Genomic DNA, 14,729 nt, shown 5'->3' with positions numbered 1-14,729 from the left:
TCCTCACCAGGCAATCCGGGATTCGGTGACTTCTCGGTGCGTTGCCATGGTGCTGTCGTGCCATCGGTGATCGCAGGGGCCGCGGGGCCCGTGGTGCAGGGCCGAACGTCCCTGCACCACGGGCGGCCACCCGCGCCCCAGTCTCCTTCCTGCCGCAGATCCGCGAGGGCAGGGACCTGCACCACTGGCTGACGACCACCGGCTTCGACCACCTGCCGCCGCACTGGCTGATCCACCATGTCGGCGGCACCCCGGTCCTCGACACCGGCCGCTACCAGAACGCCCTGGAGTCGGGGAGGCTCCAGCGGCGGCCCATGTTCACCGCCCTGGGTGGCGACGAGGTCGTATGGGACGGCGGGAGCCGGGAGAAGGCCGACGTGGTATTACTCGCCACCGGATACCGGCCCCACCTCGACTACCCGGCCAAGCTCGGCGCACTCGACGAACAGGGGGCACCGCTGCACGCGGGGGGCATCTCCCTCACCCATTCCGGGCTGGTCCACCTCGGCCTGGAGTTCCAGCGGCCCTTCGCTCCAACACCCTGCGCGGCGTCGGCAGGGACGCCGAGTACGTGATCGACGCACTGGCCGCACACGTCCGCAAGGCCCCGGCGGCCGCCGGCCTGCAACGCTGACCGGCGAGGGGGCGGCCCGTGATCGCACGCAGCTCCACCCCTCTGTTCTCGGCGGTCGCCTCGCACCCCAGCGGAGAGGCATGCGTGTGCGACATCTCCGACGTCGGCGTCTCCCAGCCCACCGTCTCCCACCACTTGAAGAAAAGAAGCTGAAGGAGGCCGGCCCGCTCAACTGACTCGTGGCGGGGGCGAAGGCGGCCTTACGGAGTCAGTCGTGACGGGCGAGTTTCACCGAGGAGACGAGCAGGATCACCACCAGTACGGGAAGGAGCACCAGGTCGGAGAGGACGCCGACCAGTACTGCGCCCAGCAGCGCGCCGGCGATCGAACCCGCCGCCATCACGGCGGTGAAGCGCAGGTTGGCACCCAGGACCGCGAAGCTGCCGTCGCGGCTGTAGCGGGCGAAGGCGACCAGCATGGTCGGCAGCGACACCAGCAGGGACAGACTCCCCGCCGTCTAGATGTCCAGGCCGAACAGCAGCACGATCGTCGGGATCAGCAACTCGCCCCCGGCGACGCCCATGATCGCGGCGACCACGCCGATACCGAAGCCGGCCACGACTCCGCAGGGCACCTGGGCCCACAGCGGCAGCGTGAGCGTCCCCACGGTGGCGAGGTGGGTAGCCGGCAGAGCGGCGGCCATGAGCACCATCAGGGCGGCCAGCACCTTGTACAGGGTGCTGCTGTGCACCCGTACCGCCCAGCTCGCCCCGGCCCATGCGCCCAGCAAGCTCCCGGCCAGCAGGTTGACCGTGACGGGCCAGTGACCGGCCAGCTGGGAGGCGGACACCGCGGCCAGCCGGACAGGCAGCGCGACGACGACCACGACCAGGCTCATGGCCTTGTTCAAGATGACCGCGGACAGTGCCGCGATCCCGAACAGACCGATCAGGAGCGGCAGGCGGAACTCCGCACCGCCCAGGCCGATCATCCCGCCCAGGACGCCGATGCCCGCGCCCGCGCTGAACACCACGGGCACAGAGCGCACCCGGCCCACCGGGCGAGGAGGATCGGAGGCCAGGGGCGAGGTCATGGAGGGCAGTCTGCAACGATCACGCCGCGACGCGACACTGGGGGAAGTCACGAAACACGCTGGGCCGCCTCGTCAGTTGCGCGCGAGCAGCGCCGCCATCTCGCGGACGGCGTCCCGCGCGGGGCGCCCCACCCCGATCAGCGTGGCGGACGCCGGGCCGGTCCAGTCGCCGTAGCCGAGCAGGTGAAGGCGCGGTTCGCCGACTGCACGGGTGCCCTTGGTCGCGATGTGCCCGCGCGTGCCCCGGAGCTGGAGCGGGGCGAGGTGGGACAGGGCAGGGCGGAAGCCGGTGCACCAGATGACCGCGTCCGCCTCGGCGCGGGTGCCGTCGGCCCACTGGACGCCGTCGGCGGTGAGCCGGGTGATCATCGGCTTCGCGTGCAGGAGCCCGGCGTCGCGGGCAGCGCGTACGGGCGGCACGGCCACGATGTCGCCGAGCGAGGCCACCCCGCCGGTGTCGCTGCGGCCCTCTTCGAGGGCGCGGCGGCGTGCGGTGGCAACGTCGAACAGGGCGCGGCCGTCGATGTCGTCGGCGAGGAAACGCGGCGGGCGCTGAGTCACCCACGTGACGTCGACCTGGCCGTCCAGGGCGAGGTCGGCGGCGATCTGGGCGCCGGAGTTCCCTGCGCCGATGACGATGGCGCGCTGTCCGGCGAAGTCGGCCGGAGAGCGGTAGTTCACTGTGTGCAGCTGCCGCCCGGTGAACACCTCGCCACCGGGGACGGCAGGCAGGAAGGGCCGCGACCAGCTGCCGGTCGCGCTGATGACCGCGCGGGTCCGCCAGGTGCCGGTGTCCGCCTCGACCAAGAGTCGGCCTGCGACGCGGCGCACGGCGCCCACGCGGGTGCCGCGCTGGACAGGCAAGTCGTAGCGCTTTTCGTAGTCGGTGAGGTAGTCCACCACGTGCCCGGCGCCCGGGTAGATCTCGCCCGCCTGGGCGGGCATGCCCCGTCCAGGCAGCGAGGAGTGCTCGGCCGGGGAGAACAGGTGCAGGGAGTCCCACATGTGCTGCCAGGACCCGCCCGGCGCCGTGCCGGCGTCCAAGACGGTGAAGTCCAGGTGCTGGCGGCGCAGGTGGTAGCCGGCGGCGAGCCCAGCCTGGCCACCGCCGACCACCACCACGTCCGTCTGCTGTGTCACGGGGCCGTCGTGACCGCGTCGGCGGCGAACTTCCTTCGCCAGGTGAGCGCGACGTAGACCAGGCCGATCAGCACCGGCACTTCGATGAGCGGTCCGACCACGCCGGACAGGGCCTGACCGGAGGTGACGCCGAAGGTGGCGATGGCGACCGCGATGGCCAGCTCGAAGTTGTTGCCCGCCGCGGTGAACGCCAGGGTCGTAGTGCGGTCGTAGGCGAGGCCGAGGCTCTTGCCGAGGAGGAAGGTGCCGAAGAACATGATCGCGAAGTAGACCAGCAGCGGCAGTGCGATCCGGGCGACGTCCAGCGGCTGCGAGGTGATGGTCTTGCCCTGCAGGGCGAAGAGGATGACGATCGTGAACAGCAGTCCGTACAGCGCCCACGGTCCGATCTTCGGCAGGAACTTCTGCTCGTAGCCCTCACGGCCCATCTTCTTCTCACCGACGCGGCGGGTGAGGAAGCCGGCCAGTAGCGGGACGCCGAGGAAGATGACCACGTTCAGGGCGATCTCCCACATGGAGATGTCCAGGTGCTCGCCGTCACCGAGGCCCAGCCAGCCGGGCAGCAGGTCGAGGTAGAACCAGCCCAGCAGGCCGAACGCGATGACCTGGAACACGGAGTTCAGTGCGACGAGGACGGCGGCGGCCTCGCGGTCGCCGCAGGCGAGGTCGTTCCAGATGATCACCATGGCGATGCAGCGGGCCAGCCCCACGATGATCAGGCCGGTGCGGTACTCGGGCAGATCCGGCAGGAAGATCCACGCCAGCGCGAACATCACCGCGGGTCCGAGAATCCAGTTGATGACCAGGGAGGAGATCATCAGCTTGCGGTCGCCGGTGACGGCGTCCAGCTTGTCGTAGCGGACCTTGGCCAGGACCGGGTACATCATGACCAGCAGGCCGAGCGCGATCGGCAGGGAGATCCCGCCGATCTCCACCTTCGCCAGCGCGTCGTTCAGTCCCGGGATCACCCGCCCGAGCCCAAGGCCGACGGCCATGGCGATGAGGATCCACACCGCGAGGTAGCGGTCGAGAGTGGAGAGCTTCTTGACGATCGAGTCGTCCCCACCGCCGGCCGGAGCGGGGGCGGTGGTGGGCTCGGTGGAGGTCACGGGCAGGCCCTCTTGTTCTCGGAAGCGGTACGGGCGGAGTCGGCCAGCGCGGCGAACTGCTCGGACAGCCCGGCCAGGACGTCGGGCTTGAGCTTGAAGTAGGTGAAGCGGCCGCACGGCTCGGTCTCCACCAGCCCGGCCTCGCGCAGCACCTTCATGTGGTTGGACAGGTTGGTCTGCTTGGCTCCGGTCTCCTCAACCAGGTGCGTCATGCAGAGCGTTTCGCGCGCCAGCAGGGTCACGATCTTCAGACGGAGCGGATCGCCCAGCCCTCGGATCACGTCAGGATCGACTGAAGTCAGCATGCACTGATACTCTCACATCATCGCCCGCTGATACCAGCGGGGGCTGAAGTCATTGGCGGCTGGGTTCCGCCATGCGACGAGAGAGAACGATCACCATGGCCGACAAGCCGTCCGTCCTGTTCGTCTGCGTCCACAACGCCGGCCGCTCCCAGATGGCCGCAGCCTGGCTGACCCACCTGGCGGGCGACCGTGTCGAGGTCCGCTCCGCCGGCTCCAACCCCGGCGACCAGGTAAACCCGGCCGCCGTCGAGGCCATGGCCGAGGTCGGTATCGACATCTCCCAGGCGACGCCGAAGATCCTCACCGTCGACGCGGTCCGCGAGTCGGACGTCTGCATCACCGTGGGCTGCGGCGACACCTGCCCCGTCTTCCCCGGCAAGCGCTACCTGGACTGGAAGCTCGAGGACCCGGCCGGGCAGGGCGTCGAGGCCGTGCGCCCGATCCGCGACGAGATCAAGACCCTGGTCGAGGGCCTGATCGCCGAGATCGCCCCGGCGAAGCCGGAGGCGACGGCGTGAGCGAGATACGCGAGTCGTCATCATCGGCTCCGGCCCCGCCGGATACACCGCCGCCCTCTACACCGCCCGCGCGCAGCTGAGGCCCCTGCTCTTCGGCAGCAGCATCTTCGTCGGCGGATCGCTGACCACCACGACCGAGGTCGAGAACTTCCCCGGCTTCCCCGAAGGCGTCGACGGGCCCGTCCTGATGGAGAACATGCGGGCCCAGGCCGAGCGGTTCGGCGCCGAGATGATCGACGACGACATCACGGCCGTCGACCTGACCGGCGACATCAAGCTCCTCACCGACTCTGCGGGCACCGTGCACAGCGCGAAGACGGTGATCATCGCCACGGGCTCCGGCTACCGCAAGCTCGGCCTGCCCAACGAGGACGAGCTGTCCGGCCGCGGCGTGTCGTGGTGCGCGACCTGCGACGGGTTCTTCTTCCGCGACCGCGTCATCGTCGTGGTCGGCGGCGGCGACACCGCCATGGAGGAAGCCACCTTCCTCACCCGTTTCGCCCGCTCGGTCACTGTCGTCCACCGCCGCTCCACCCTGCGTGCCTCCAAGGTCATGCAGGACCGGGCCTTCGCCGACGACAAGATCTCCTTCGCCTTCGACAGCGAGATCGCCGAGATCAAGGACACGGGCGGCATGCTCGGCGGCGTCGTCCTGCGCGACGTCTTCACCGGCGCCACCCGCGACCTGGACGTCACGGGTCTGTTCATCGCCATCGGCCACGACCCCCGCACCGAGCTGTTCACCGGTCAGCTTGACCTCGACGGCGAGGGCTACATCACCGTCGCCTCCACGACGACGCGCACCAGCCTGCCCGGCGTATTCGCCGCCGGAGACGTCGTCGACCACACCTACCGCCAGGCCATCACCGCCGCCGGCACTGGTGCGGCCGCGGCCCTGGACGCCGAGCGCTACCTCGCCGCCCAGGGCGCGACAGAGATCGAGCCAGCGACCGCTGCCGTCTCGGTGTGAGCAACTCCAGCACCCGTCCGGTCAGTCCGGCGAGTAGCCGGTCGCGGTGTGTCGCGCCGCCGCGCCGGTCGGGCTCGGCGGCGATCTTCAGATACTGGCGGGCGAAGCGCGGGCGTTGCAGTCCCTTGCGGTCGGTGGTGGTCATGCGCCCTCCTTCGCGGCTGCTTGTCTGCTGCGATGCAGTGGATGGTGGGGAGGAACTCCCCTCGGGACCATGGTCTCGTTCAAAGCGGCAGTTGGCGGTCAGCGTGAGGAGGTCCCACGAGAGGGCTCGGCAGGCCGGGTGCCCGAGCTCGGGTGAAAGCCATGACGACAGCCGCCGACCGCTGGGTAATGCCGTGCGGCTACGTGCACCATCTCCTCAGAAGTTTCTGCCCCCGCTGGGCACCAAGGTGTGGCTCACAGGCGCAGTGTGCGGCGCATGGCGCCAGCGAGTTCCTCGAACTGCTCCTCGGCGTGGGCGGGGTCGGTGCGGGCGGCATCGGTGACGCAGCCGCGGACGTGGTCGTCAAGGAGGCCGAGGGCGACTTCTTGCAGGGCGCGGCTGGTCGGCCTTGTGGTCGGCGTATCCCGGTGCCTGGATGTGTGGTTCGTGGGCTGGGCGGTGGGAGGTCTGGGTGGCGGGAGTGGCGGTCACCTGTGTTCGCCTCCTTCACGCGTCCCCCCGGATCCGGAGCCGGTGTGGCGCTGCGGGTCGGCGTCGAATGCGGCGACGCAGTGGGCGGAGCAGAAGTACTGGGTGCCTGTGCCGGTGTTCCGCGAGTGCGCTGCGGACGCCTTGTCGATGCTCATGCCGCAGACGGGGTCCGTGACCGCGCTGCCGTCGGAGTGATGCTCGTGCGCTTGGTCGTGCGGGGCGGGATGCTGTTCGGTGGCGGCGGTGCCGCCGGCCGAGGAACGGTCGGTGGCGGATTCGACGCGGGGCCGGACGCTCGCGGGCCGGGCGCCCGGCAGTGGCTGGGTATGCCAGCGGCGCAGCCGGGAGGCGTTGGTGACCACCGACAGAGAGCTGAGCGCCATGGCGGCAGCGGCGATGATCGGGCTCAGGCGCAGCCCCCACACCGGGTACAAGGCGCCTGCGGCGAGGGGGACGCCGACGGCGTTGTAGATCAGGGCGAAGAACAGGTTCTGCCGGATGTTGCGCATCGTGGCGCGCGACAGCCGGATGGCGGTGACGACGCCGCTCAGCGAGCCGGAGATCAGGGTGATGTCGGCGGCCTCGATGGCCACGTCGGTGCCGGTCCCGATGGCGAGGCCAACGTCGGCGGCGGCCAGTGCGGGCGCATCGTTGATGCCATCGCCGACCATGCCGACCGTCCGGCCCTCGCCCTGCAGACGGCGGATCTCGTCGGCCTTGTGCTCGGGCAGCACCTCGGCCAGCACCCGGCCGATGCCGACCTGGGCGGCGATCGTCGCGGCGGTGCGGGCGTTGTCCCCGGTGAGCATGACGACCTCGACACCCAGGCGCTGCAGGGCGGCGATGGCGGCAGCGGAATCGTCCTTGACGGTGTCCGCCACAGCGAGCACGCCGGCGGGCCGTTGGTCGACCGCGGCAAGGACGGGTGTCTTGCCTGCGGCCGAGAGGTCGGCCGCGACGGGGTCCAGTGCGCTGGTGCCGATGCCGACGTCGCCCAGCAGCCGGGCGGTGCCGACCAGGACGGCGTGCCCGTCGACGGTGGCCTGGACGCCCTTGCCGGTGACCGAGTCGAAGCCGGTCGCCCCGGGCCACGCCAGCCCGCGCTCGCGGACGCTGGCGACGATGGCCTGCGCGAGCGGGTGTTCGCTGTCGGCTTCGGCCGCCGCCACGAGCCGCAGCAGCTCGGTCTCGTCGATGCCTCCGACTGTGTGGACGTCGGTCAGGACCGGTTTGCCCTCGGTGACAGTGCCAGTCTTGTCCAGCACCACGGTGTCCAGCTTGTGCGCCGTCTCCAGGGCTTCGGCGGAGCGGATCAAGATGCCCGCCTGGGCGCCCTTGCCGGTCCCGACCATCACCGACAGCGGGGTTGCCAGTCCCAGGGCGCACGGGCAGGCGATGATCAGCACGGCGACGGCGGAGACGAGGGCCAGGGTCAGCGCGGGGGACGGACCGAGGGTGAACCAGACGGCGAAGGTGCCGATCGCGACGGCGATCACCGCAGGAACGAAGTAGGCCGACACCGCGTCGGCGAGCCGCTGGATGGGGGCCTTGGACGCCTGGGCCTGCTGCACCAGGCGAATGATCTGGGCGAGCATCGTGTCCGCGCCGACCTTGGCCGCCCAGGCCCGCAGGGATCCGGTCCCATTGACGGTGGCGCCGATGACGACGTCCCCGGCGCGCTTGGTGACCGGCATTGGTTCGCCCGTAACCATCGACTCGTCCACTGTGGAGGAACCGGAGAGCACCTCGGCGTCGACGGGGATCTTCTCCCCGGGCCGGATGAGGATTTCGTCCCCGACGGCCACGTCCTCCACCGGGATCTCACGCTCGGTGCCATCCCGTGTGACACGGGCGGTGCGAGCCTGCAGGCCCAGCAGGGCCCGGATCGCCTCGCCGGTGCCGGCCTTCGCACGAGCCTCCAGCAGCCGGCCGAGCAGGATCAGGGTGAGGATGACGCCGGCGGCCTCGAAGTAGACCTCGCGCACGTCCTCGGGCAGCAGGCCGGGGGCCAAGGTGACCAGCAGGCTGTAGCCGTAGGCGGCAGTCGTCCCCAGGGTGATCAGGGAGTTCATATCCGCGGCGTGGTGGCGCAGGGTCAGCCAGCCGGTCGCGTGGATAGGCCGACCGGTGTAGAACATCACCGGGGTGATCAGCGCCAGCTGCAGCCAGTGGTTCAGCATCCAGCCGGGAACCCAGTCGGCGCGGAAGAGTTCGTGCGCCATCACGGCGAACAGCACCGGGGCGGTCAGCACCGCGCCGAGCAGCACCCTGCGCGTCAGGTCCTTGATCTCCGTCTGCCGCTCGGCGGCGTCCGCCGCCTCCGCCTCGGCCGCCGTCCGCTCCTCTCCCACGGGCGGCCCTTCGACCGTCGGAGCATCGGGCTTGGTGCCGGTGTCATGGCCTTCGGGGGAGGGTGGCGGGCCTGCCAAGCCGTCGGCGGGTTCGACCAGGAGCGTGCCGTGGATCATGTTCATGCCGCAGGCGAAGCCGAAGGAGCCCGGCCTGTCCGGGTTCAGCCGCACGGTGGTACGTGCGTGGGCCGGCAACCCGGCACCGGCCTTGAAGTCGGGGAAGACCACGCGGGAGGTGCACTCACCTGCTTCCTGTCTGTCGAAGACCAGCTCCACCGGCGTGCCCTCACGGACTCTGATCAGGTCGGGGCTGTAGCCGCCCCGCACCGTGACCTCCACCCGCTGCACCCCGCCCTCGATCCGGGCGACGCCTGACCGGCGCGGCCCGAAGAAGTACCAGCTCAGCCCGGCGATCAACAGCACAGCGGCCAGGACTACCACGACATCGAGGGCACCCATGAGCTGCTCGCCTCCCTTGGAAGGTCGCTTTCCAGCCTGCGCTCGGGTACTCCTGCCGGGTAGGGGCTGAACGGCCCACAGGTCCTGGACCGTCCGGCCCAAGAGCGCCACTTATGCAGGGGAACAATGGAGGTGAGGGCAGCAGCCCGCTCCGGAGGACGGGCTCCGCGCCCGTACCGGTCGCCGAAACGAGCCGAAGCAGGTGAGTGGCGATGATGTTCTGGTACGACCACGATGTCAGCGGCTGGGGCTGGTTCGGGATGTCGGTCGGCATGGTCCTGTTCTGGGCGCTGATCATCACAGCCCTTGTTCTGGTCTTCCGTGCCGCCAACCGGCCCCATGAACACACCCACACCCCCACCGCACCCACACCTGAGCAGATCCTCAGTGAGCGGTTCGCCCGCGGGGAGATCGACGAAGAGGAGTACCAGCGCCGACTGAACGCCCTGCACGCCGGCCCTCTCACCAAATCCTGAACACGGCCGCACGCCCTGTGGCCTGGCCCTCCGCTGAAGGAGGCCCGTGATGAACGACAAGCGCAACTACGGCACGTACGCCCTCGCCGCCGCGATCGTCGTCGTCGGCGCCCTGATCGTCGGCGCGTCGCTGGAAAGCCTGGCCTGGCTCGCCCTCGTCGCCGCCTGCCCGCTGATGATGTTCTTCATGATGCGCAGCATGGGCGGCCAGGGCATGCACGGCGGACAAGATCAGCACCGCGACGACCAGGACGGGGGCCCGCTGCGCAAGCACGACCACCACACCGGGCCAGGACGGTCCTGACCGCCCCGGCCCGGGCAGGGGGTGAGTGCCATGGCGCGGCCCGAGTGCACCGCTGGGGCGGCCCCGTACCAGGTAACCCTGGCCCTACCTGTTGCCGGTTTGCTCGCCTTGCCCGCGCTCCTGCTCGACGAGGCGCCAGCCGCGGCCTGGGGCCTGTGGGGCACCGCCACCCTCGCCGCCGCCCTGACTTGGGCCGTTCCCGACACCTTGCGCGATGTGCCGGCTCGGGCTCGGCATACGGCGCGGAGGACACCATGACCGCGACGTGGCCAGGCCGCCGCAGGCCGAAACAGTCTCCGCCGCAACAGCTCCGGCCTCTGCGTCGACCGCCCCAGGCGTAGTGCTCCAGGCGTCAGGCATCGCCGACCGAGCACACGCCGTACGCAGACTTACCCGCCCACACAGCAGGCAAGGGCCGCTACGGCAGCCCTGTCTCCCCTCGCGCCTGACAGGCGATCGCCGTCCCGCATGCACCCACCCGGCGCTCATAAGGGAACAGACAGTTTGGCCGCCCGCCGTGTGAACCCCGGCGCAGGCGAGCGGCCGTGTGCTCCTTCTTCTCCTTGATCACCAACCGGATGCCGAGCCCTACGGAGATAAGGTACGTGAGCGGTTTCACTGCATAGCTCCCGGCCGATCCAGTCGAGATGCACGGTCAGCCCTTCACCACCCGGAAGTCCTGGATTCGTTCGAGTTCATGGGCCAAGCCGTCGTAGTCGCTGAGATGACAGAGGCGTGGGCCAAGCTCCCGGCTTCTGGACGAGGAGCGCGGGCACAGCGTCATGGTGTGCCTCATTCGGGTTCGCGCTGAGCTGTGCCGAGGATGTATGTGGCGGCGGGCGAGGGCAAGCGGGTGCCGGGGAAGGAAAACGTCTCCACCTGGATCAGAGGGTCTCGCAACTGCTGCAGCACCCGCCGCCACGCGGGGGCGCGCGGCTCCGCCGGGATCGCGTTGGGCCCGTAACGCGTCAGTCGGCGCGCGGCCTCGGCCGACGACAGACCCGCCGCCGAAGATGCGGGCGACGTCGTACGGGGTGCGTCGGTGCCCGCACCAAAGCCGCGGCCGCCCCGCTGCGCGCTCATGTGCCCGGCGGAGTTCCGTACGCGCGTGCGCCACGGACTGCTCGAAGGTCGCCGTCACCCACCGAGAGGACGCCGGGGCGTGCCAGAGCGGCCGCATCAGGACCGGCTTGTTCGCTGTGCGCCATCCACCACACTCCCGTCATGCAGGGGACCTCTGTCCCCGAATACCGGTGTCCGCTTGTCAGAGTGCCACCGCTGACGCCGACCGGCATGACCGACAACTCGTCGTCTGGGCGGTCCTGGGCGCTGCGTGCCAGGCATGGGCCGGTTGGTCAGGGCTGTGCGAGGCTGCGCCCGTGGTCGGCGGCGTACGCGGCGAAGACCTCCGCCGCCGTGCCACCGGTGTGGAGAAAACGCTGGTCAAGGATGGCGGCGAGGTCGTTCAGCGCACCGGCGAGCAAGTCACCTGCCAGGCGCACCTCCGGCCGCTGGGCTGCCTGTCCTCGCTGGGCGAGGGTGGCGGCGTAGCCGACCGTGGCCGCCAGCGACGAGTGGTCCTCCCCGTCATGGAAGTAATACGCCTCGGCGTACTGGGTGAAGTCGATCCGGACACGTACGACTTCGGTGGCCAGGCTGTCCAGCAGCAGCGCCCCGGCTGTGCAGTCGATCTGCTGCGGTGTCGGCGCCGAGTCGCGCAGCAGTGCCAGCCGGATGGCCAGGACCCTCCTGCGGGTCAGCGCCGGGTAGATCTCCAGCACCCAGGAGACAGTGGCCGTCAGAAGGGCGAAACCGACGAGGGCTTCCAGCGGGGAGACCAGGCGGAGCCAGCCCTCACCGGGTGCGATGTCCCCCAGCCCCAGGGTGGCCACCGTGACGAGCGACAGGTACAGGGAGTCGAGCAGCGCGGGCTCCTGGGCCGCTTCGGAGCCGGGCGAGAAGGTGAACGCCCCGGGCATGTGGGGCCAGTAGATGATGGCCCATCCGAGGATGACGGTGGCGGCCCACATGAACACGACCGTGACCATGGCGAGCGGTCCGACGAGCCCGACCACCCGCCGGCGCGCTCGGAGGCGCCGGGCGAGACGCCACAGCGCCGTCATGACGAGGCGGCTCAGCCCACCGTGGCGGGTGGGGTGCCAGAGGGTATGAAAGAGGTCCCGCAGGGTGAGCATGACGAGCCCGGCACCGACCAGCGAGACCAACCACTTCATCCACGTCTCCCACGGCACTGTCGCCTGAAGCCGAACCCCGCTTTTCGAAGCCTATGACCTGTCCGGCGGATCCTGCCGCAGACGCCGTGGTCGGCACGCCCGTCTGCGCGGATCAGCTCTCCGGCAGCACGAGCGTGCAGGCCTCTCCGGGCGCGACGGTCACAGCCCGGTCGGCCAGCACCACGCGGATCGGTGACTCCTCCGAGTCGGGCACCCGGATCTCCAGCTGCCCGCCCCGGCGCCGTATGCCGACACCCCAGTGCCCGCGGTAGCGCAGGGAAAACCCGTACTCCGACAGTGCAGGAAGGGGTACCGGATCCAGCCAGAGCGCGTCCTCACGCGTCTCCAGTCCCGTCAGGCCGCGTTGCACCAGATCCAGAGTCCCGGCCATGGCGCCGAGGTGGATGCCTTCGCCGGTCGTGCCGCCCTGGATGTCGGCGATGTCCGCCTCCAGGGCCTCGTGGACGTAACTCCACGCCTCGGCTCGTCTGGCCCGGGCGAGGACGAGCCCGTGGACGAGTCCGCTGAGGGTGGAGCCGTGGCTGGTGCGCTGCAGGTAGTAGTCGACGGTCCTGCGCCAGACCTCGTCGTCCACTTCGTACCCGAGACGGCGGAACAGATCCCGCAGTTCGGCGGGCGAGAAGAGGTAGCCGAGCATCAGGACGTCGGCCTGTTTGGAGGCTTGGTAGCGGTTCACGGAGTCGCCCTCGGCCTCGAGGATGCGGTCCAGCCGCCGGATGCTGTTGTAGCGGGTGCGGTAGGCGTACCAGTCCAGCTCGGTGAGGTCGCCGTAGCCGTCGAACTGGCTGATGACGCCCTGGTGGAACGGCACTCGCAGCCGCCGGGAGACCTCCTCCCACTTCGGGAGTTCGCCGCTGTCCAGCTCGATACGTTCGAACAGCTCCTGTCGGCGCCATGCCGGGAGGAGCCGCACCAGGTCCAGGGCGCGAGTGATGACCCAGACGGCGGTGACGTTGGTGTACGCGTTGTCGTCCAGGCCCGGCCGGGCGGCGTCGGGGTAGCTGTCGTGGTATTCGTCGGGGCCGACCACGCCGAGGATGCGATACCGACCGAGGCCGGGGGCGAACTGCGCGCTGTCCGCCCAGAAGCGGGCGATCTGCAGCAGCATCTCCGCGCCCTTGGTGTGCAGGTATTCGGTGTCGCCGCTCGCTTCGCAGTACTGCCACACGTTGTAGGCGATCGCCGAGCCGACGTGGTGCTGGAGCGGGGAGTGGTCCGGCAGCCACCGGCCGGATCGGGGGTTGAGGTGCAGCTGCTGGGTCTCCTCGCGGCCGTCGCTGCCGGACTGCCACGGGTACATCGCCCCGGCCCGGCCCGCCGCGTGGGCAGCGCGGCATGCCTGGGGCAGGCGTCGGTGACGGTAGTTGAGCAGGGCCCGCGAGACCTCCGGGAAGTGCAGGTTCAGATAGGGCAGTACGAACAGCTCGTCCCAGAAGACATGGCCCCGGTACGCCTCGCCGTGCAGCCCACGGGCCGGCACGCCCACGTCCAGGTCCGCGGTGTGCGGCGACAGTGTTTGCAGCACATGGAACAGATGCAGGCGCAGGACACGGCCCGCCTCCCCCGGTACCTGGATGTCCGCCCCCCGCCACAAGCGCGCCCAGGCCGCGACATGGGAGTCCACAAGCGCCGGGAAGCCCGCGGCCGTGGCCACCTGGTCGAGCGCCGCACCGAGCGGGTCACTGATCGCCGGATCACGGGAGGTGTGCAGGGCCACTGTCTTGTCCACGACGGCGGGTCGGTCAGGAGCGACCGGTATCACCAGCCGGTGTACGGCACGGCGATGAGACGGCCGAAACTCCGACGACGTGGGCGGCCCGGCGGCGACCGTACGGGCCGCCATGCCGATGCCGACGTCGGAGGTGCTGGTGCGGCAGCTCAGCCACGTCACGTCGGTCGCGGACGCGCCGGTCCGTACACGGGCCAGGTGGTGACGGTTGAGGGACCTGTAACGGTGCACGTTGCTGTTGATCACGTCGCCATCAAGGGCGGCTTCGACCTCCAGTTCTCCCGACCATTCCTCGGCTGTGACAACGGTCCGCAGTGCGGCCAGGTGCGGATCCGCCATGTGCACCAAGCGAATTTGCTCCACGCCCAGCGTGCCTGCCGCCTCGTCCCGAAACCGGAACATGCGCGTCAGCGTGCCACGGCGCAGATCAAGGGTGTGCCGGTAATCGAGCACCGGACGCGTGTCGGGAGAGAACCACGGGCCCGCCGATCCGTCGGCAAGGCGGAGACGGAAGCGCAGGAACAGCCAGTTGGGGAGATTTACGAGGTCCTCGTTCACCACCCGTCGCCCGGCCACGGTCGACTCCAGGCGGTTGTAGACCCCGGCCGCGTAGGTGGCCGGGTAGTGCACCAGGCTCGCCCTGCTCTCGGGTACGGCGCCGCGGGTGGCGAAGTAGCCGTTGCCGAGCGTGCACAGCGATTCACGCAGCCGCTCGCCGGCCGGGTCGTAGCCCTCGTCCTCCCAGGTCCACTCCGACATCCGCCACCCCCTCCTTCTCCCTGCACGAGGTGTGCAGGAGTGTGAGACGC

At 70.1% G+C, this 14,729-nt stretch carries 14 protein-coding genes and 1 pseudogene; 6 read left to right on the top strand and 9 right to left on the bottom strand.

Translation table 11 applies throughout. The annotated features are described in order from the left end of the window. Positions 1 to 41 precede the first annotated feature (41 nt). Together ACZ7D7_RS17580 and ACZ7D7_RS17575 are read left to right on the top strand one after the other, a co-directional pair. Positions 42 to 575 carry a hypothetical protein gene (locus ACZ7D7_RS17580; protein ID WP_470825253.1) on the top strand — a complete coding sequence of 178 codons (534 nt, stop codon included), beginning with the start codon at positions 42 to 44 and terminating at the stop codon, positions 573 to 575. 77 nt (positions 576 to 652) lie between these two features. Continuing rightward, a pseudogene (locus tag ACZ7D7_RS17575) lies at positions 653 to 778 on the top strand (ArsR family transcriptional regulator); the annotation flags it as partial. 64 nt (positions 779 to 842) lie between these two features. Here the strand turns inward: ACZ7D7_RS17575 and ACZ7D7_RS17570 are convergent. The 5 genes from ACZ7D7_RS17570 to ACZ7D7_RS17550 form a co-directional block, all read right to left on the bottom strand. Next, positions 843 to 1,067 (bottom strand): hypothetical protein, encoded by a 225-nt coding sequence (locus ACZ7D7_RS17570; protein WP_470825251.1) that lies wholly within the window; start codon positions 1,065 to 1,067, stop codon positions 843 to 845. A gap of 24 nt (positions 1,068 to 1,091) precedes the next feature. Further along, complete coding sequence (locus ACZ7D7_RS17565) at positions 1,092 to 1,667, bottom strand: TSUP family transporter (RefSeq protein WP_470825250.1); 576 nt, start codon at positions 1,665 to 1,667, stop codon at positions 1,092 to 1,094. 72 nt (positions 1,668 to 1,739) lie between these two features. Then, the gene (locus ACZ7D7_RS17560; protein WP_470825249.1) at positions 1,740 to 2,807 is read right to left on the bottom strand and encodes an ArsO family NAD(P)H-dependent flavin-containing monooxygenase; all 1,068 of its coding nucleotides are present in this window, start codon (positions 2,805 to 2,807) and stop codon (positions 1,740 to 1,742) included. Next, positions 2,804 to 3,916 carry an ACR3 family arsenite efflux transporter gene (gene arsB, locus ACZ7D7_RS17555; protein WP_470825247.1) on the bottom strand — a complete coding sequence of 371 codons (1,113 nt, stop codon included), beginning with the start codon at positions 3,914 to 3,916 and terminating at the stop codon, positions 2,804 to 2,806. The genes ACZ7D7_RS17560 and arsB overlap by 4 nt, the downstream gene beginning before the upstream one ends. Continuing rightward, positions 3,913 to 4,221: an ArsR/SmtB family transcription factor gene (locus ACZ7D7_RS17550; protein ID WP_470825246.1), complete on the bottom strand. Its 309-nt coding sequence runs from the start codon at positions 4,219 to 4,221 to the stop codon at positions 3,913 to 3,915. Before ACZ7D7_RS17550 ends, arsB begins: the two co-directional genes overlap by 4 nt. A gap of 95 nt (positions 4,222 to 4,316) precedes the next feature. On the opposite strand from ACZ7D7_RS17550, the gene ACZ7D7_RS17545 reads away from it, so the two are divergent. Together ACZ7D7_RS17545 and trxB are read left to right on the top strand one after the other, a co-directional pair. After that, entirely contained in the window at positions 4,317 to 4,739 is a 423-nt protein-coding gene (locus ACZ7D7_RS17545) for an arsenate reductase ArsC (RefSeq protein ID WP_470825359.1), read from the top strand. A 19-nt stretch (positions 4,740 to 4,758) separates the two neighbouring features. Then, on the top strand, positions 4,759 to 5,709 hold the full coding sequence (trxB, locus tag ACZ7D7_RS17540; RefSeq protein WP_470825358.1) for a thioredoxin-disulfide reductase: 951 nt from the start codon (positions 4,759 to 4,761) through the stop codon (positions 5,707 to 5,709). Positions 5,710 to 6,342: 633 nt separating this feature from the next. Here trxB and ACZ7D7_RS17535 read toward each other — a convergent pair. Beyond that, positions 6,343 to 9,156 (bottom strand): heavy metal translocating P-type ATPase, encoded by a 2,814-nt coding sequence (locus ACZ7D7_RS17535; protein ID WP_470825245.1) that lies wholly within the window; start codon positions 9,154 to 9,156, stop codon positions 6,343 to 6,345. A 212-nt stretch (positions 9,157 to 9,368) separates the two neighbouring features. On the opposite strand from ACZ7D7_RS17535, the gene ACZ7D7_RS17530 reads away from it, so the two are divergent. Further along, entirely contained in the window at positions 9,369 to 9,632 is a 264-nt protein-coding gene (locus tag ACZ7D7_RS17530; protein ID WP_470825243.1) for an SHOCT domain-containing protein, read from the top strand. Between the two features lie 49 nt (positions 9,633 to 9,681). Further along, the gene (locus ACZ7D7_RS17525) at positions 9,682 to 9,936 is read left to right on the top strand and encodes a DUF2933 domain-containing protein (RefSeq protein ID WP_470825241.1); all 255 of its coding nucleotides are present in this window, start codon (positions 9,682 to 9,684) and stop codon (positions 9,934 to 9,936) included. Between the two features lie 792 nt (positions 9,937 to 10,728). Here the strand turns inward: ACZ7D7_RS17525 and ACZ7D7_RS17520 are convergent. The 3 genes from ACZ7D7_RS17520 to ACZ7D7_RS17510 all read right to left on the bottom strand — a co-directional run bounded on the left by ACZ7D7_RS17520 (position 10,729) and on the right by ACZ7D7_RS17510 (position 14,679). Further along, complete coding sequence (locus tag ACZ7D7_RS17520) at positions 10,729 to 11,019, bottom strand: cation-transporting P-type ATPase (RefSeq protein WP_470825239.1); 291 nt, start codon at positions 11,017 to 11,019, stop codon at positions 10,729 to 10,731. 272 nt (positions 11,020 to 11,291) lie between these two features. After that, positions 11,292 to 12,170, bottom strand: a complete 879-nt coding sequence (locus ACZ7D7_RS17515) for a potassium channel family protein (RefSeq protein WP_470825238.1) — start codon at positions 12,168 to 12,170, stop codon at positions 11,292 to 11,294. 112 nt (positions 12,171 to 12,282) lie between these two features. Beyond that, a complete protein-coding gene (locus ACZ7D7_RS17510) occupies positions 12,283 to 14,679 on the bottom strand; it encodes a glycoside hydrolase family 65 protein (protein ID WP_470825237.1) in 2,397 nt (798 codons plus the stop codon). Between the last annotated feature and the right edge of the window lie 50 nt (positions 14,680 to 14,729).

Source organism: Streptomyces sp. NPDC037054, assembly GCF_055606745.1.
Note: the sequence above shows the minus strand (reverse complement) of the source record. Positions and strands in the feature narration are given on the sequence as shown.

What these genes read in the sequence shown, in the direction of transcription:
- ACZ7D7_RS17565 (WP_470825250.1), bottom strand. Translation starts at nt 1,667, where the DNA reads ATGACCTCGCCCCTGGCCTCCGATCCTCCTCGCCCGGTGGGCCGGGTG.
- ACZ7D7_RS17550 (WP_470825246.1), bottom strand. Translation starts at nt 4,221, where the DNA reads ATGCTGACTTCAGTCGATCCTGACGTGATCCGAGGGCTGGGCGATCCG.
- ACZ7D7_RS17545 (WP_470825359.1), top strand. Translation starts at nt 4,317, where the DNA reads ATGGCCGACAAGCCGTCCGTCCTGTTCGTCTGCGTCCACAACGCCGGC.
- ACZ7D7_RS17535 (WP_470825245.1), bottom strand. Translation starts at nt 9,156, where the DNA reads ATGGGTGCCCTCGATGTCGTGGTAGTCCTGGCCGCTGTGCTGTTGATC.
- ACZ7D7_RS17530 (WP_470825243.1), top strand. Translation starts at nt 9,369, where the DNA reads ATGATGTTCTGGTACGACCACGATGTCAGCGGCTGGGGCTGGTTCGGG.
- ACZ7D7_RS17525 (WP_470825241.1), top strand. Translation starts at nt 9,682, where the DNA reads ATGAACGACAAGCGCAACTACGGCACGTACGCCCTCGCCGCCGCGATC.
- ACZ7D7_RS17520 (WP_470825239.1), bottom strand. Translation starts at nt 11,019, where the DNA reads ATGAGCGCGCAGCGGGGCGGCCGCGGCTTTGGTGCGGGCACCGACGCA.
- ACZ7D7_RS17515 (WP_470825238.1), bottom strand. Translation starts at nt 12,170, where the DNA reads ATGAAGTGGTTGGTCTCGCTGGTCGGTGCCGGGCTCGTCATGCTCACC.
- ACZ7D7_RS17510 (WP_470825237.1), bottom strand. Translation starts at nt 14,679, where the DNA reads ATGTCGGAGTGGACCTGGGAGGACGAGGGCTACGACCCGGCCGGCGAG.